The organism is Luteimicrobium sp. DT211 (assembly GCF_049844995.1).
Lineage (GTDB): Bacteria > Actinomycetota > Actinomycetes > Actinomycetales > Cellulomonadaceae > Luteimicrobium.
In genome coordinates, this window is the sequence record NZ_JBNCMC010000001.1 from 854,167 (window position 1) to 870,408 (window position 16,242).

The window sequence follows — 16,242 nt, forward strand, 5'->3', positions numbered from 1 at the left end:
AAGACGTGGTCCCGGCCGATAACGTGCAGAGCATGCCCCTCGCTCTGGTCACCGGCGCCGCGCGCCCCAACAGCATCGCCGCCGGGATAGTGCCGCGGCTCACGGCCGAGGGCTGGGACGTCGCCACCAGCGACCTCGCCGACGTCGACTACCCGTGCGACCTCTCCACGCCCACCGGCCCGGACGAGCTGGTCGCCACCGTCGTGCAAGAGCGCGGCCCGATCGACGCCCTCGTCCTCAGCCACGCGTACGACGTCGAGTCCGGCATCCTCGACACCACGGCCGCGAGCTTCGACATGCACGTCGCGGTGAACGCGCGGGCCAGCCTGCTCCTCGTCGCCGCGTTCGCGCGCCAAGCACGGCCCGAGGGCGGCGCTATCGTCGCGCTCACCAGCGATCACACGACGGGGAACCTGCCGTACGGCGCGTCCAAGGGCGCGCTCGACCGCATCGTCATCTCGGCCGCGCGCGAGCTCGGCCCGCGGGGAATCTCTGCCAACGTCGTCAACCCAGGCCCCATCGATACCGGCTGGATCGACGACGACGTGCGCGCCGCGCTCGTCCCGTCACACCCGCTCGGGCGCCTCGGCACACCCGCGGACATCGGTGCGGTCGTGTCGTTCCTCGTCTCACCCGAGGGTCGATGGGTGTCCGGCCAGCTCCTCAACACCGACGGCGGGTTCTCAGCCCGGTTCTAAGAACAGCGCTCGTCCCCGCCCGCCTTCGTCGCTGAATCCGACCGGGGTCGCCGAGCCGCCACGATCCGGTGCCTCCAGCGGGTCGCGGCAGCAGGTTCTGGCAGTTCGGCGGGGCCGCGCCACAGAGCGGTCGGGGAGCACGTGACCGGGCGCGTCTCAGCGGTTCGGCTCTTCGCGGGGGCCGGCGGCGGCCTGTCGGAGGACGCCGAGGGTGCCGGCGAGGCGGTCGAGCGCGGATTCCGTGAGCGGCGCGCCCAGGAGCCGCCCGAGCTCGTCGTCGAACACGGGGCCGGCACGGCGGAGGAGCACCTCGCCCTCGGCAGTCAGCTCGATGATCGAGGAACGACGGTCGGCCGGGTTGGCCTTGCGCACGCACCAGCCCGCCTTCTCCAGGCGATCGACAGCCTGACTGGTGCCGCCGACCGTGATCGACAGCGCCTGGGCAACGTCGAGGACGCGGCACGAGGGGGTCGCGTCGACGATCAACATCACGTTGAGACTGCCCAGGCCCAGGCCGCACTCGGCCTTCAGGCGGTCGTCGACCGCCGCCCACAGCATCGTCTCGAACCTCACCAGGTCGTCGAAGACCTGCCGCAGCTGACTCACACCATCCTCCTCGCTCGCGCCTGAACCCGCCGAGGCGACAGTTTAGCTGCAAGTCGCTTGACTCTAATTAGCTTAGCTGTAATGTAGATTCCCCAGCCTCGGCCGACCGGTCGCATCGAACTCACGACCAGCCGATCGCCGCCACCCACGCGCCAGAGGAAGCAGCCATGACCCTTCAGCAGCGACAGCTCGTCCACCAGATCCTGCGCGACGCACCCTTCGACCTGGGCGGAGACGTCCACGTCCAGCGCCCGCTCCTCGAACGGATGCTCACCGCACACCCGCTGCCCGACGACATCCGCGTGAGCCCCGGCGAGCTCGGCGGGGTCCCGGTACTCGTCGTCGACATCGAGGGCGTCGAGCCGCGCGGCACGCTGTTCCACCTTCACGGCGGCGGCTTCGCCCTCGGCTCGGCCCGGGGCGCGGCGGGCCTGGCCGCCGACCTGGCGCGCAGGACGGGCATGCGAGCGGTCTTGGTCGAGTACCGCCTCGCACCCGAGCACCCGCACCCGGCCGCGTTGCACGACGTGACGGCCGCCTACCGGGCCCTGCTCGACCGGACGCGGCTGCCCGTCGTCGTCTCGGGCGAGTCCGCCGGCGGCAACCTCGCGCTCGAGCTGCTCGTCGGAGGGAAGGCCCAGGGCCTGGCGATGCCGGCCGCGATCGTGGTGCTCTCCCCCATGACCGACCTCACCGTCGGCGGAGCCAGCTTCACCGGCAAGGCGGACGTCGACCCCAACCTCACCGCCTCGGCCATCCGCACCCGCGTCGACGACTACCTCGGCGGCACCGGCACCCTCGCCACCGACCCTCTGGTCAGCCCGGTCTTCGCCGACCTCCGCGGTCTGCCGCCGCTCCTGGTCCAGGCCGGCTCCCACGAGGTCCTCCTCGACGACGCCACCGCGCTCGCCACCAAGGCCGCCGCCGACGACGTCCCGGTCGTCCTCGACATCACGCCCGGCGTCCCGCACGTCTTCCAGGCGTTCGCGGCCCTCCTCGACGAGGGCGACGCCGCACTGGGACGCGTCGCCCGGTTCGTCGACGACAACCTCGCGGCTCGGGCGGACAGCGCGGAGCACGGGTCCGCTACGCCGGCGGCCGTCGCGGCGTAGCCATCGAGGTAGCGCGTTTCGCCCGAGATAGCACGAATTCCGCGCTACCTCGGGCGAGACGCGCTACCTCGCGGGGGTGTGCGGCAGTCCCTGCGCCAGCTCCCACTGCTCCCTGGTGATCTCGTACCGGTAGCCGCCGAGCTCGGCTCCCTCGACCGCCAGCATGTCGTCGGGCGTCTCCAGCTTCTCGGTCACCACCATCCCGACCTTCTCCATCACACGCTGGGACGCGCGGTTCAGCGCCATCGTCTCGCCCCACACCATGCGGACGTCGAGCTCGGTGAACGCCTTCGCGAGGAGGGCCGCGGACACCTCCGTGGCCAGGCCCCTGCCCCAGGCGGCCTGCCGCAGCCGGTACCCGAGCTCGGCCTCGTCGAGGGGCCCGTCACGCTCGGGACGCAGGCAGAACCACCCGACGAACGCGCTGCCCGCCGTCTCGTATGCGGCGAAGAGCCCGAAGGCGCCGGCCCACCGGTCGTAGGCGGCGAGAATGCCGGGGATGCCCTGATCGCGGTACAGCTCGAGCGGGGTCGGCTCGCCTCCCGACAGGTAGCGCATCACGGCGGGATCGCTGTCGAGCTCGGTCAGCAGCTCGGCGCCGTCGGCACCGAAACGGCGGAGCGTCACACGTTCGGTCTGCAGGTAGGGGTCCACGGCGGCAAGCATGCCCGAGTCGCGGCGGACGAGCACGGGATTTGGCAAGGGCTGCGGGCTCAGAGCAGCTCGACGGCGTCGGCCTGCGGGCCCCGGTCGCTCTGACGCACCTTGTACCGGACGCGGTCGCCCTCCTCGAGGGCCTCGGTGCCCCGCACGACCGACACGTGCACGAACAGGTCGTCGCCCCCGGCGTCGGGCGTGATGAAGCCGAACCCGCGCTCGTCGTCGTAGCGCGCCACGGTGCCCTCGCCTCCGCGCACGGCACCACCGGACGACGCCGGGCGGCCAGCCGACCGGCCCCGATCCGCGCCTCCGCGAGCGCCGCCGTGAGCACCGCCACGAGCGCCGCCGGAGCCGCCGACGAGCTGCACGTTGCGGGCGTTGGGCCCCTTGTCGCCCTCGACGACGTCGAACGTCACACGCTCGCCCTCGGCCAGCTCGGTCAGACCTCGGTCGAGCGCGCTGACGTGGACGAAGACGTCGTCGCCGCCGGCGTCGGGCAGGAGGAACCCGAAGCCCTTGACGTCGTCCCACCAGGACACGGTGCCGTCCGCGCCATCTGACGGCACAGCCTGCCGGCCCGCTTCCGCCCCGAGCGGGAGCAGGTGGTCCGCCTGCGGACCCTTCTCCCCCTCGACGACCATGAACGCCACCCGCTGACCCTCGGAGATCACGCCGCCACCCACGATGGCGGAGCTGTGCACGAAGATCTCGGGCCCCCCGCCGTCGGCGGCGACGAAGCCGTACCCCTTGGCCGGCTCGTACCAGTTCACGGTGCCGAGCACACCGACGGCGGCGTCGGCGGCACGGTCGCCCGTGACGCGGACGTGCCGCGCCTGAGGGCCGCGGTCGCCCTCGCCGACCTCGAACTCGACGGCCTGCCCCTCGCGGAGCACCCGCGGTCCGTCGTCGCCGACGATCTCGGTCGCATGCACGAACAGGTCTTCGGCCTCGTTCCCGAGGTCGATGAAGCCGAACCCTCGGTCGGCGTCGAACCATCGGACAGTTCCCTGGGGCACCGTGAACTCCTTGTCGCAGCAGAGGTTGCTACCACCCATTGTCCCCGACCCGTGCAGGCCGCGGGATGGCACCCGTGCTCAGCCGCGGGGACGCCGAGCCCGACGGCGTCAGGCGCTCTGGCGGGTCCTCGCCCACCGCCAGATCGCGGTGACGACGATCGCGCCGACGATCGAGCCGATGACACCGCTCGGGCGGAACGCGAGACCGTCGCCGGCGATCAGGCTCGCGAGCAGCCCTCCGACGAACGAGCCGACCAGACCGGCGACGATGGCCATCGTCCAGTCGATGCCCTTCCCCTGCCGTCCGAGAATCAGCTGAGCGAGCGCTCCGACGAGCATGCCGAAGAGGATGAGACCGATGATGAGCACGCGCCGAGGGTAGAACAGGTCGGCGCACGGGGCGCGTCGGGCGACCCCGACCGGCGGCGGACCCTTCGACGGTGACGGGCCGGCCGCCCCCGAGGACGGCCGGCCCTCTCCACTACTCGCTCCTGCGTCAGGCCTGCACGACAGGACCGACCGGCGCGGCGCCTGTCGACAGGAACACGGTCGCGCCACCGGCCTCGACAGCCTGCAGCGTGCGCAGCTGCAGCAGGGCGGGCTGGTCGGCGACCATGCGCGCCGCGTTGGCGAGCGCACGCGTCGCTGCGACCTCGGAGCGCGCCCGCTCGAGGGCTGCGAGGCCCTCGGCGCGGGCGGTCGCGACGTCGGCGGCGGCACGCCGCAGCTCCGCCGGCACGACGACGTCCCGCAGCGCCACGCTCTCGACGACGACACCGACCCGCGCGGCGCTGTCGCGCGTGGCGACGAGCAGGCGCTCGCCCACCTCCGACCGGTCGGCGAGCAGCTCGTCGAGCGTGCGCGACGCGACGTCCTCGCGCAGCGCGACCTGCACCGCGGCGTAGACGAACGCGTCCGGCGCGTCGACGGCCTCGTGCCACACCCGGGCGTCGTCCACGCGCACCACCGACGCGAGGCTCATCTTGACCGCGAGCCCGTCACCCGTCAGGACCTCCTGCACCGGCGTGACGACCAGGCGCGGACGGACCGTGACGGGCACGACCGTCCGCCGTCTGCGCGCCAACCGGTGACGACCAGGGCCGAGCTCGACCTCGAAAAGCCCGTCCCGATACACCAGGACACGCTGCCACTCCTGCACGACGACTCTCATGCTCGCCTCCTCTCGTCGTCCGGCCGGCCCGGGGCGGGCGCGACCACGCCTGGTCGGCCACGCCCGCGCGCGGACCGGCCGGCACGCGTCGGACGGTCGTGGGGGACGTCCCGTCGGGACGGGCGTCGCAGACCACGGCCACCCTGGTGACCCGTGCCGGCCGGCGAGTCGGGAGTCGAACCCGGGCGCGAGAGGCGCTGCTTACCAGAGCAGTGCTCCGGCGTTCGGCACAGGACCCGCGACGGCGACGCCGCCCGGCTGCTCTTCCGGAGCACCGCGACGCTAGACGCTCGGAGCGCTGCGCGTCATCGGATTTGCCCCGCCAGACCGTCGGCAGAGCACAGGCCGGTCCCGTGACCGCCACCGGCCCGGGGGGCCGGCCCCGTAGAATCGTTCGGGCCCGCGAGACCGCGACGGGCCCTTTCCCATGCAGGACGGACGCCGCATGAGCGCGCACTCGACCACGTCGACGGGACACCTCGACGTCACCACCACCGAGCAGGACGGCATCGACCCTGCCGACTTCGCGACGTTCCTGCGCGTCATGGACCAGGTCGCCGTCCTGCCGCAGACGCACGCGCAGCACGCGGCCGCCCGCCGCGCGTCGTCCGCGCTGTTCAAGGCGGCCAAGAAGCACCGACGGGACGAGCGGCGTCAGGCGATCAGCACCGCCGACGCGGCCGTCGTCGCCGCGACCGCGACCGGGAGCCCGGGGCGGATCGACGACGAGACCAAGGGCCTCCCGCTGACGTCGACGTCGACCGGGGCCGTCGCGGGCACGCTGCGCCGCGCACGCCCCTGCTACGTGTGCAAGCAGGACTACACGGTCGTCGACGCGTTCTACCACCAGCTCTGCCCGGACTGCGCGGCGCTGCACCACGCCAAGCGCGACGCCCGCACCGACCTCACCGGACGCCGGGCCCTGCTGACCGGCGGCCGCGCCAAGATCGGCATGTACATCGCGCTGCGGCTGCTCCGCGACGGCGCCGACCTGACGATCACCACCCGCTTCCCCCGCGACGCCGTCCGCCGGTTCAGCGCGATGGACGACGCGAGCGACTGGCTCCACCGGCTGCACGTCGTCGGGATCGACCTGCGCGACCCGGCCCAGGTCGTGGCACTCGCGGACCACGTCGCGGCGCAGGGCCCGCTGGACGTCCTCGTCAACAACGCCGCGCAGACCGTGCGCCGGTCGCCCGGCGCGTACACGCGGCTCGCCGACGCCGAGCTGGCCCCCGTGCCCGACGACGTAGCCCGGATGATCACGACGTTCGGCCACACGAGCGACGCCCACCCCCGCGCGCTCGCCGGCTCGGTGAGCGAGCTGACGAGCCCCGCGCTCGCGATCGAGCGGGCGGCCCGCGCTGCCGACGAGCTGACGGCTCAGTCGCTGACGGCCGAGGCCGCGAGCCTCGAGCGGCTCGTGGCGGGCACCTCGATCGACGCCGGCGGGCTGATCCCCGACGTGGCGACCACGAACAGCTGGGTCGCCACGGTCGACCAGGTCGACCCGATGGAGCTGCTCGAGGTGCAGCTCTGCAACCAGACCGCGCCGTTCATCCTGATCAGCCGGCTGCGCCCGGCCCTGGCCGCGTCGCCGGCCCGGCGGACGTACATCGTGAACGTCTCCGCGATGGAGGGCGTGTTCTCGCGCCGCTACAAGGGCGCGGGACACCCGCACACCAACATGAGCAAGGCGGCGCTCAACATGCTGACGCGCACCAGCGCGGAAGACATGCTCGCCGACGGCATCCTCATGACCGCCGTCGACACCGGGTGGATCACCGACGAGCGGCCCCACGCCACCAAGGTGCGGCTCGCGAACGAAGGGTTCCACGCCCCGCTCGACCTGGTCGACGGCGCGGCGCGGGTCTACGACCCGATCGTCCGCGGCGAGGCCGGCGAGGACCTCTACGGCTGCTTCCTCAAGGACTACGTGCGCGCGGCCTGGTGAGCGCGCGCCGGCGTCCCGCGGCCTAACCTGGACATCAGGCGGCCCGTCGGCGGCCGCCCTTCCCCGCGGAGGCGTGCCATGGCGCACGGAGACATCACGCACATCGACATCCCGGTCACCGACCTGAAGGCGGCGGCGGAGTTCTACGGCGGGCTGTTCGGCTGGCAGATCGCGGCACCTCCGGGCTTCGAGGACTACCCGATGTGGCGCGCGCCCAACGGGATCAGCGGCGGCGGGCTCACCCCCCGCGGCGAAGGGTTCACCCAGCCCCGCAGCTACGTCGAGGTCGACTCGATCGACGACGCGCTCGCCCGGGTCCGCGAGCTCGGTGGCACGGTCGCGATGGAGAAGTCCGAGATCTCCCCGACGAGCTGGTGGGCCGCGTTCGCGGACGCCGACGGCAACGTCGTCGGGCTCTACGAGGGCACCACCGAGGCCTGACCGGTCCGTCGGCCGGCGCGATGCCGGGGGTTCGGCGGGGCCGGTCGTCGACCTGGCGGAGCGCCGCGGGTGGGCCGTCAGTGGCGTCGGCCCGTGCCGTGCGAGTCGTGCGGCCCAGCGCCGTGCCCGCGCGTCGACGTGACGACCAGGTGCACGCGCCCGCCCCGATACTCGACGGTCGCCCGGTACCCCGACGCGAGCCCGGTTACCTCGACGTGCTGGAAGCGCCCGGAAACCTGGTGCGCCGCGACCAGCACCACGTCGCCGCCCGACGCGACCGCGGCGCCGTCGGCGACGGCGATCTTCACGGAGCCTCCGAGCGTCGCCCGGCCGGCGACCGAGACGGCCGGCCCCCGGCCCTCGACCGTGAGCGACAGCGCGGCGTCGCGGCGCTGCGTCAGGTTTCCGCCGACCCGAAGCGTCCCGGTCGCGGTCTCGGCGAGCGTCGCGTCGTCGGTGGCGACGGAACCGGTGCCGAGCGCCGTCGTCGACGCCGCGGTGAGGGTGCCGCCGTCGACCGTCGTGCCGCCGCGGTACGCGTTCGCGCCCGAGAGCGTCAGCGCACCGGAGCCCTTCTTGGTCAGTGAGCCCTTGCCGGCGATCGCGTTGCGCCAGGTGTCGGACGCGTCGAAGCCGCCCTGCGAGGCGTCCATGGTCGCGGTCACCGGACGGTCGAGCGCGCCGTAGCCGTTCGACGCCGAGAACAGGTCGAGCCGGCCCCAGCCCTCGGCGTCGTCGAGGAACGGGTAGCCGGAGGGCAGCGCCGTCGTGCGCAAGACCTCGCGCAGCTGCGCGTCGCTCAGATAGGGCAGGCGGGTGCGCAGCAGCGCCTCTGCGCCCTTCGGGACCGACGCCGCGACGTGCGTGTCGCCGGTCTGAGTGAAGCCGTAGGTCAGGCGCTGCCGGTACTCCGCGCGGGCCCGGGCGTAGTCGGCGTCGCTCGCGGCCCCGGAGTCGTCCGCGGAGCCGTCCGCCGCGGACAGCACCGACTCGGCCTGCGCGTGCGCGTCCTGCTCGAGCGACGAGTTCGCCGGGTCGTCGAGGATCGCGGCCGCGAGCGCCGTGGCGAGAACCCGGCCGCCCATGACGTCGAGGGGCGAGTGCATGCCCGCGACGATGCGGCTGTTGCCGATCTCCGACGCGTTGCCGATCAGCGCGTCGTAGCGCTCGGGGTAGGCGTAGGCCAACGCGAAGCTGGCCAGGTAGGCGGCGTTGGTGTGGCCGCTGGGGAACCCGCCGTCCGTGGCGGGCGTCGTCGACTCGGCCGGCACCAGCGCCGGGAGCACCGAGACGGCGTCGCTCTGCCGCCAGGGCCGGGGGTACTGGTAGAAGCTCTTCGCGTTGTTGCCCGACGAGTAGTTGCCCCGCAGCGTGTTGACGAGCTCGACGACCTTGCCGAGCGACGACGACGTGTCCGCCCAGGCACCGTTCGCGTTCCCGCCGTCGTCGTGGCGCGTGGTGGTGGCGTCGTCGGCAACGGTGTCGGGGATCGTGGTGCCCGCGTTCGAGCCGGCGCGGAAGGCGTCCGCGAGCGACCCCAGGCCGGCGATCGACGAGTAGCTCTGGTTCCGCCGGTCGTCGAGGTAGGCCTCGTCGCCCTGCGCGGCCGTGCGCGTCTGCGTGATGGTCGCGGCCTGGGCGATGTTGGACTCGAGGACCGGCGCGTCGAGCGCGGTGCCCGTGTCCCACGTGCTGCCGGCCTGCCACAGGGTGCTGAACGGTGAGAGCAGGCCGATCGCGGCGTTCGTCGCGCCCGTCGTGTTCGTGCTCACGTTGGTCCGGTAGCTGTCCACGAAGTGGCGGCCCCACGGGTCGGTGGAACCGGCCGCGGCCGAGCTGCCGGACGTCGTCGACGTGCCGGACGCCTGGGCGGGCGCGACGAACGCCGCGAGCCCGGCGACGACGCCGACGCCGGCGACGCCCAGGACGCACGCTCGAGCGCGAGCGGACGGTACGGAGGGGCGGGCGAGGCGCATGGGAGCGGCTTCCTCTCGGGTTCGCGGTGCGTGGCGACCCGGGCCGGGGCCGCGGGCTGCTGCGACCGTAGGCAAGGCCGCGAACGCGTCGACGACGTGCCGGTGAACGCCGCGGAAGCATCGGGCGACGTCGACCGCGCCGTGGCGTCTCCCGTCGATACCGTGGTGCCCGTGCCTCCCGCGCTGATCTCCCGTGCCGCAGCGGCCCCATGAGTGCTCTCCCCTGGCCACCGGAGCCTCTCCGGACCGAGCGCCTCCTCCTCCGGGAGCCCGAGGCCGGCGACCGGGCTGCGCTCGTCGAGCTGATGTCCTCGGCGGAGGTCGGCAGGTTCATCGGCGGGTCACGCCCGCGCGAGGAGGTCGAGCGCGACCTCCCCGACCCGCCCCGGCGCCGTCCGGGGCTCTGGGTCGTCGAGCACGACGGCGCCACGATCGGCGCGGTCATGCTCGACCCCCGCGACGCCGCCGACCAGGGAAACCTCCGGCCGGACGTCGTCACCGAGCTCGGCTACCTGTTCCTCCCCGACGGCTGGGGCCGGGGCTACGCGACGGAGGCGTGCGCCGGCGTCCTGCGCTGGTTCGACGGCACGGGCCCCGGAAGTCCGGTCGCGCTCTGCACCCGGACCGCGAACCTCGGCTCGATGCGCGTGGCCGCCAAGCTCGGCTTCACCGAGGCGGGCCGGTTCCACGCGTTCGACGCCGAGCAGTGGCTCGGGGTGCGGGCTCCGGGCGGAGAGGTCGCCTGAGCGACACGGGACCTCACCGCACCAGGCGGACCGCCGCGATCCCGCCGAACGTCGCGCCGTCGTCGGTGGCACCGTCGGGCTCGAAGCCGTTCCGCCGGTAGAACCGCACGGCCCGCGGGTTGCCTTCCGCCACCCAGAGCTGGGCCGGGGTGGCGGGCGGCAGGACGGCGTCGAGGAGGGCCTGGCCGACGCCCGTGCCGTGGTGCGCGGCGAGCACGTAGAGGTTGCTGAGCTCGAGGTCGCGCACCGCGGCGTGCCCTCCGGTCTCCTTGCTGGCACCGGCAACGGCGAGCCCGACGATGGCGCCGTCGACCTCGGCGACCGTGGCCTCGACGCCCCCGTCGAGCCACCGCCGCCAGCCCGCCGCGCTCCGCTCCGCCGACGCACGGTCCCAGAACTCGGAGCTCGCGAGGCCGGTGTAGGTCTCCACGAACGAGGTGTAGTGGACGGCGCCGAGGCGGTCGGCGTCGTCGGTCGTCGCGGCGCGCAGGACGGGCTCGGGTCGTGACATCTCGGCAGGCTAGCCGAACCCACCGGCCACGGGCGGGGCTGTCGACGCGCGTAGCCGCAGCGCCGCGCCTACCGTCGGACCAAACTCGAGGAAGGGCACGACCATGTGGAGGCTGCTCAAGCTGCGTCTGAGGACGCTCGTGATCGCCGCGATCCTCATCCCGCTCGCCGGGTGGGTGGCCCGCCGGCTCGCCGAACGCGCCGAGCAGAAGCACCAGGGCCCCACGACGACCTCGCGGGTGCTGCGCGGGGTCGACGCGACGGCACGCAGGGCGCGCGCCATCATCTGACCCGCGCCTCAGGGCGCCCGGCGGCGCGACCGCCCGGGCGGAGGAACACCAGTGCAAGGACCACGCCGAGCAGGACGAGCGCGGTGTTCACGACGAGCGCCGCGGCCACTCCGTGCCGGACCGCGGAGGCGGTGGCGGTCCCGACCACGGCCGCGCTGACGACGGCGGACATGATCGGCGTGCCCATCGTGATGCCGACCTGCTGCGACATCGACGCGAGGCCGGTCGCGAGGCCCTGCTCGGCGTCGGGCAGGCCGCTGGTGGCGGTGACCATGAAGCCGACGATCACGAGCATGTTCCCGACCCCGCCCAGGAAGGTGGCGGGCAGGAGCAGCGCCATCGACGCCGACGTGCCCCCGAGAAGCAGCAGGGTCGCCGTGAAGAAGGCCTGGACGAGGCCTCCCGCGATGAGGGCGGTCCGGGCCGACCACCTCGCGATGACGCGGGGGGCGAGGAGCCCGCCGAGGACCGTCCCGAGGCCGAGGACCCCGAACGAGAGACCGGCGGCGAGCGCCGAGAACCCGAGCGACCGCTGCAGGTAGAGGGTGAGCAGGTAGACGAGCGACGTCTCGGTGGCGAAGGCGATGAGCCCGATGACGTTCCCCCAGGCCACCGTGCGTCGGCGGAGCGTGGCGAGCGGGACCAGCGGTTCCGCGACCCGCCGCTCGACCAGGAAGAACGCGACGAGCAGGACAGCGCCGGCGCCGAGACCGACGGCGGCGCGCACGTCCGTCCAGCCGTGCTCGCCGGCCTGGGTCAGCCCGTAGACCAGGGCCAGCAGCCCCGACGTGACGGTCAGCGCGCCGGGCAGGTCGAGGCGCGGTCTGACGGCGGGCCGGGACTCCTTGATGAAGGTCGGCGCGACGACGACGACCGCGAGCGCCACGGGAACGTTGATCAGGAACGCCCACCGCCACGACAGAAGGTCGGTCAGCACGCCGCCGAGCACCGCGCCGGTGGTGAAGCCGGCGGACATCAGGGCTCCGTTGACCCCGAGCGCCCGCTGACGCAGGGGCCCCTCGGGGAATGACGTGGTGAGCAGGGACAGCCCGGCCGGCGTGGCCGCCGCGGTGGCGAGCCCCTGGGCCACCCGGGCGGCGAGCAGGACGGCGGGACTGGTGGCCAGGCCGCCCGCGAGGGACGCAGCGCCGAGGAGGGCGAGGCTCCCGATGAAGATCTTCTTGCGCCCGACGAGGTCGGCGATCCGCCCGAAGAAGAGCGTGAAGCCTGCTGCGGCAAGCGCGAAGGCGGTCGCGACCCACTGGAGGTTCGCGAGCGAGAAGCCGAGGTCCTGGCCGACCGCGGGGAGCGCGACGTTCAGGATCGAGAAGTCGACGGCCAGCATGAACTGGGCGACGAGGAGGACCGCGAGGGTCACCTTGAGGGGCCGGGTGAGCCGCGGGGGCGCGACCGGGGTGGCGGGGGCGGCCACGGGACGGGGCGGTGCGACGCGGCGTTCGTCCGCGGGGGTGATGGTCATGGCAGGGCGTCCTTCCGACGCAGGCGACGTGCAACACGGAACCAGGCTTAATGGGTCTTGCGTTCCGTTAACGCAGACGCTAGCACCGGTGCGACGGTAAGGGAACCCCAGTTCCGATAGGATCGGTGAGGTCGAACCACGAGGAGGACGGATGCCCAGCCCACGGACGCCCGAACCGGCTCCCGCGCCCGGCAGCCTGCGCCCCGGCGGGCGCACCGCCCGGACCCGCGAAGCCGTGCTGCAGGCCGCAGGCGACGCGCTCGCGGCCGACGGCTTCGAGGCCCTCGACCTGGGCGAGGTCGCCCGACGCGCGGGGGTCGGCAAGACCACCGTGTACCGGCGCTGGGGCACCCCGGGAGCCCTCGCGGCGGACCTCCTGGCGGACATGGCCGAGCAGTCGCTCAGCCGCAGCGACACCGGTCGTCTGGAGCAGGACCTCCGGGCCAACGCCCGGCTCGTCGTCAAGACGCTCAACGACCCCCGCCAGGGACGGCTCTTCAAGGCGCTGATCGCCGCGTCGCTGTGCAACGAGCAGGCCGCCGTCGCGCTCCACCACTTCTACGACGTCCGGATCGAGGAGTGGGCCGGCTGCGTCCGCGACGCCGTCGCGCGCGGCGAGGTGCCAGCCGGGACCGACCCGCACGCCGTCGTCGCCGCGGTCTCGGCGCCCCTCTACTACGGGCTCCTCAACACCGGGCGCGCGCTCACCGACTCCGACGCCGACGCCGCAGCCCGCGCCGCCGCGACCGCCGCCCAGGCGGGGGTGTGGTCGAGCTAGCGCCGGTGCCGGGTCGACACGCTCGTAGAGTGACGCCATGCCCACCCCGGACCGCCCGCTGCGCCGCCTCGGCTTCCTCACGATCGGCCTGTTCGACCCCGCCGACCCGCGTGCCGGCCACGAGGCCACGCTCGAGCTGATCGAGCTCGGCGAGCGCCTCGGCTACGACAGCGCGTGGCTGCGCCACCGGCACCTGCAGCACGGCATCTCGTCGCCGGTCGCGGTGCTCGCGGCGGCGTCGCAGCGCACGTCGCGGATCGAGCTCGGGACGGCGGTGACGCCGCTGGGCTGGGAGAACCCGCTGCGCCTCGCCGAAGACCTCGCGACGGTCGACGTCCTGTCGGGCGGCCGGCTCAACCCCGGCGTGAGCGTCGGACCGCCCATGCACTACGACGACCTCAAGGACGCCCTCTACCCGGACACCGCCGACGCCGAGGACTTCAGCTACGAGCGCGTCCTCCGCCTGGCTCGGCTGATCCGGGGCGAGCGGGCGTCGTCGTTCTCGGGAACCCAGGGGTTCGAGACGTTCTCCGAGCGCGTCGAGCCGCACTCCCCCGGCCTCGCGGACCGGCTCTGGTACGGGGCCGCGAGCATGCGTTCCGTCGTCTGGGCGGCGGAGCAGGGGCTGAACCTGCTGACGAGCAGCGTGATCCGGGCCGAGGACTCCGACGACTTCGAGGAGACGCAGCTCGCGCAGGTCCGCGCGTTCCGGGCCCACCACCCTGCGGGCGCGGCGGCGCGCGTCTCCCAGGGGCTCGTCGTCGTGCCGACGGACTCCGCAAGCCGCGAGCAACGCGAGAAGTACGAGGCATACGCGGCCTCACGCCTGCCGCGCACGCGCGAGCCGCAGGGACCGGCGCGGATGATGTTCGCGCCCGACCTCGTGGGGACGTCCGAGCAGATCGCGGAACGCCTCCACGCCCACGCGGCCTACCGCGAGGTGGACGAGGTCGCCTTCGCGCTGCCGTTCAGCTTCGAGCGGGACGACTACGTCCAGATCGTCACCGACGTCGCCGAGCACCTGGCCCCGCTGCTGGGCTGGGAGCGCGCGGCCTGAGTCGGGCTCAGGGGCGCAGGCCCCGCAGGTAGACGTCGGTCATCCACTCCTGCTGGTCCGGCGGGACCAGCGGGACGTCCACGGGCAGCGTCCGGGTGACGGCGCTCAGACCGATCGTGAAGCGCGCGGCCGTGACGTCGTCGCGGACCGCTCCCGCCCGGCGGGCGACGTCGAGCACGGACTCCACGGCCGCGAGGGAGTCCTGACGCATCTGCTCGATCTCGGACGAGTCGGGAACGGCGGCCAGGACGGCCACCAGCTCGGGCAGGAGCGCTCCGAGCCGGAGCCGCGCGAGCGCGTGGGCGAACGCGTCCCAGCCGGCCGCAGGGTCGGCGGCGACGCGGTCCCGGTGCTCCTCGACGACGGCGACCACGCGGTCCCGCGCATCGAGGACCACGGCGGCCAGCAGGTCCTGCCGGGTCGGGAAGTGCCGGTAGAGCGTCGCGATCCCGACGCCGGCGTCGTCGGCGATCGCGCTCAGCGACACGTCGGCCCCCTGGGTCGAGACGAGCGTGCGCGCGGCGACGACGACGGCGTCACGGTTGGCTCGCGCGTCCGACCTCATGACGGTCCTCCTTCGTTCACCGGGCTTGATCGGGCAGTAAACGGAGTATTACACTCCGCTTGAAACGGAGACAACCCCTCCACTTAAGGATCTTCCGATGACCACCAGCACCGAGCAGCAGGCCGACCGCGAGGCGCCCGCGGCGACGCCCCGTAGCCCCGGCCCGCGCGTCATGATCGGCCTCGTCCTCGCCCTCACGGCCGCGATCGCCCTCATGGTCACGGCCTTCGCCACACCCGCCGTCCACTCCGGCGCGCACGACCTCCCGATCGTGATCTCGGGTCCGCCGGCCGCGGTCGAGCAGCTCACGCAGACCCTCGACCAGGCGCAGCCCGGCGCGTTCGACGTCACCACCGGCCCCGACGCCGACGCGGTGACGTCGGCGATCGAGGACCGCGACGCCGTCGGCGGGATCTCGCTGGACCCGGCCGACCCGATCACGGTGACCGTCCAGGTCGCCTCGGCGGCCGGAACCCCGTACGCCTCCCTGCTGCGCACGGTCGGCACGACGCTCGCCGCGCACGGCGCCACGGTGACCACCACCGACGTCGTCCCGTTGACGGCGGACGACCCGACCGGCGCCGGCCTGTCCGCGCTCGCCCTCCCGATCATGTTCGGCGGCATGATCTCGGCCGTCACCCTCGTGAACGTGGCGCGCCGCAGCCGGACGCGCCGCGTCGTGGCGTCGGTCGTGTTCTCTGCGCTCGCCGGCCTCGCGGCCACCGCGATCCTCCAGCTCTGGCTCGGGTCGTTCGACGGCCCGTTCTGGCTCACCACCGCCGGCATCAGCCTGGGCGTCGCCGCGGTCTCCCTCACCGTCCTCGGCCTCGAGTCGCTGCTCGGGTACGCGGGACTCGGGCTCGGTGCCGCGCTCATGCTCTTCGTCTCGAACCCGCTGTCCGGGATGGCGACCGGGCCCGACTGGCTGCCCCAGCCGTGGGGAGAGATCGGCCAGCTCCTGCCCATCGGAGCGGCGGGCACGGTGACCCGGTCCGCGGCGTTCTTCGACGGCGCGGGCTCCGGGCAGGCCGTCGTGGTGCTCGTGTGCTGGATCGCCCTGGGACTGGCGCTCGTCGGGCTGTCCAAGCTCCGGAGCCGCCGCCGGGCCGCGGCTGGCAGGACCGACGCCTGACGGCGACGATGGTCGGGCCGGGCGCGAGCCCGGCAGGAGGAGAGGAGCGC

The 16,242-nt window shown here is 73.7% G+C and carries 18 protein-coding genes; 9 read left to right on the plus strand and 9 right to left on the minus strand.

Annotated features, from left to right (window positions below):
- Nucleotides 1-32: 32 nt before the first annotated feature.
- Nucleotides 33-698, plus strand: a complete 666-nt coding sequence (locus ACLQ14_RS03890; protein WP_425810060.1) for an SDR family oxidoreductase — start codon at nucleotides 33-35, stop codon at nucleotides 696-698.
- 156 nt (nucleotides 699-854) lie between these two features.
- Here the strand turns inward: ACLQ14_RS03890 and ACLQ14_RS03895 are convergent, their stop codons facing one another.
- Entirely contained in the window at nucleotides 855-1,256 is a 402-nt protein-coding gene (locus ACLQ14_RS03895; RefSeq protein ID WP_425810062.1) for a MarR family winged helix-turn-helix transcriptional regulator, read from the minus strand.
- Nucleotides 1,257-1,471: 215 nt separating this feature from the next.
- On the opposite strand from ACLQ14_RS03895, the gene ACLQ14_RS03900 reads away from it, so the two are divergent.
- Nucleotides 1,472-2,416, plus strand: a complete 945-nt coding sequence (locus ACLQ14_RS03900; protein WP_425810064.1) for an alpha/beta hydrolase — start codon at nucleotides 1,472-1,474, stop codon at nucleotides 2,414-2,416.
- Nucleotides 2,417-2,479: 63 nt separating this feature from the next.
- On the opposite strand, the gene ACLQ14_RS03905 is transcribed toward ACLQ14_RS03900, so the two are convergent.
- The 4 genes from ACLQ14_RS03905 to ACLQ14_RS03920 form a co-directional block, all read right to left on the minus strand.
- On the minus strand, nucleotides 2,480-3,106 hold the full coding sequence (locus ACLQ14_RS03905; protein WP_425810066.1) for a GNAT family N-acetyltransferase: 627 nt from the start codon (nucleotides 3,104-3,106) through the stop codon (nucleotides 2,480-2,482).
- A gap of 23 nt (nucleotides 3,107-3,129) precedes the next feature.
- Nucleotides 3,130-4,092, minus strand: a complete 963-nt coding sequence (locus tag ACLQ14_RS03910) for a cold-shock protein (protein ID WP_425810068.1) — start codon at nucleotides 4,090-4,092, stop codon at nucleotides 3,130-3,132.
- A 108-nt stretch (nucleotides 4,093-4,200) separates the two neighbouring features.
- Entirely contained in the window at nucleotides 4,201-4,461 is a 261-nt protein-coding gene (locus ACLQ14_RS03915; RefSeq protein WP_425810070.1) for a GlsB/YeaQ/YmgE family stress response membrane protein, read from the minus strand.
- A 127-nt stretch (nucleotides 4,462-4,588) separates the two neighbouring features.
- On the minus strand, nucleotides 4,589-5,263 hold the full coding sequence (locus ACLQ14_RS03920; RefSeq protein ID WP_425810072.1) for an SPFH domain-containing protein: 675 nt from the start codon (nucleotides 5,261-5,263) through the stop codon (nucleotides 4,589-4,591).
- A 445-nt stretch (nucleotides 5,264-5,708) separates the two neighbouring features.
- On the opposite strand from ACLQ14_RS03920, the gene ACLQ14_RS03925 reads away from it, so the two are divergent.
- Nucleotides 5,709-7,217 carry an SDR family NAD(P)-dependent oxidoreductase gene (locus ACLQ14_RS03925; RefSeq protein WP_425810074.1) on the plus strand — a complete coding sequence of 503 codons (1,509 nt, stop codon included), beginning with the start codon at nucleotides 5,709-5,711 and terminating at the stop codon, nucleotides 7,215-7,217.
- A gap of 78 nt (nucleotides 7,218-7,295) precedes the next feature.
- On the plus strand, nucleotides 7,296-7,658 hold the full coding sequence (locus ACLQ14_RS03930) for a VOC family protein (protein WP_425810076.1): 363 nt from the start codon (nucleotides 7,296-7,298) through the stop codon (nucleotides 7,656-7,658).
- Between the two features lie 77 nt (nucleotides 7,659-7,735).
- Here ACLQ14_RS03930 and ACLQ14_RS03935 read toward each other — a convergent pair whose 3' ends face one another.
- Nucleotides 7,736-9,634, minus strand: a complete 1,899-nt coding sequence (locus ACLQ14_RS03935) for a phosphatase PAP2 family protein (RefSeq protein ID WP_425810078.1) — start codon at nucleotides 9,632-9,634, stop codon at nucleotides 7,736-7,738.
- Nucleotides 9,635-9,843: 209 nt separating this feature from the next.
- On the opposite strand from ACLQ14_RS03935, the gene ACLQ14_RS03940 reads away from it, so the two are divergent.
- Entirely contained in the window at nucleotides 9,844-10,380 is a 537-nt protein-coding gene (locus ACLQ14_RS03940; protein WP_425810080.1) for a GNAT family N-acetyltransferase, read from the plus strand.
- A 13-nt stretch (nucleotides 10,381-10,393) separates the two neighbouring features.
- On the opposite strand, the gene ACLQ14_RS03945 is transcribed toward ACLQ14_RS03940, so the two are convergent.
- Nucleotides 10,394-10,891: a GNAT family N-acetyltransferase gene (locus ACLQ14_RS03945; protein WP_425810082.1), complete on the minus strand. Its 498-nt coding sequence runs from the start codon at nucleotides 10,889-10,891 to the stop codon at nucleotides 10,394-10,396.
- 103 nt (nucleotides 10,892-10,994) lie between these two features.
- Between ACLQ14_RS03945 and ACLQ14_RS03950 the strand changes: the two genes are divergently transcribed.
- On the plus strand, nucleotides 10,995-11,180 hold the full coding sequence (locus ACLQ14_RS03950; RefSeq protein WP_425810084.1) for a hypothetical protein: 186 nt from the start codon (nucleotides 10,995-10,997) through the stop codon (nucleotides 11,178-11,180).
- Here ACLQ14_RS03950 and ACLQ14_RS03955 read toward each other — a convergent pair.
- Nucleotides 11,173-12,660: an MFS transporter gene (locus ACLQ14_RS03955; protein ID WP_425810086.1), complete on the minus strand. Its 1,488-nt coding sequence runs from the start codon at nucleotides 12,658-12,660 to the stop codon at nucleotides 11,173-11,175. The two genes, ACLQ14_RS03950 and ACLQ14_RS03955, sit on opposite strands and share 8 nt — an antisense overlap.
- A gap of 151 nt (nucleotides 12,661-12,811) precedes the next feature.
- Between ACLQ14_RS03955 and ACLQ14_RS03960 the strand changes: the two genes are divergently transcribed.
- Nucleotides 12,812-13,438: a TetR-like C-terminal domain-containing protein gene (locus tag ACLQ14_RS03960; protein WP_425810088.1), complete on the plus strand. Its 627-nt coding sequence runs from the start codon at nucleotides 12,812-12,814 to the stop codon at nucleotides 13,436-13,438.
- A gap of 37 nt (nucleotides 13,439-13,475) precedes the next feature.
- Nucleotides 13,476-14,495: an LLM class flavin-dependent oxidoreductase gene (locus ACLQ14_RS03965; RefSeq protein WP_425810090.1), complete on the plus strand. Its 1,020-nt coding sequence runs from the start codon at nucleotides 13,476-13,478 to the stop codon at nucleotides 14,493-14,495.
- Between the two features lie 7 nt (nucleotides 14,496-14,502).
- Here the strand turns inward: ACLQ14_RS03965 and ACLQ14_RS03970 are convergent, their stop codons facing one another.
- Complete coding sequence (locus ACLQ14_RS03970) at nucleotides 14,503-15,060, minus strand: TetR/AcrR family transcriptional regulator (protein WP_425810092.1); 558 nt, start codon at nucleotides 15,058-15,060, stop codon at nucleotides 14,503-14,505.
- Nucleotides 15,061-15,157: 97 nt separating this feature from the next.
- Between ACLQ14_RS03970 and ACLQ14_RS03975 the strand changes: the two genes are divergently transcribed.
- Nucleotides 15,158-16,192, plus strand: coding sequence for an ABC transporter permease (locus tag ACLQ14_RS03975; RefSeq protein WP_425810094.1), 1,035 nt, complete (start codon nucleotides 15,158-15,160; stop codon nucleotides 16,190-16,192).
- Nucleotides 16,193-16,242: the final 50 nt, after the last annotated feature.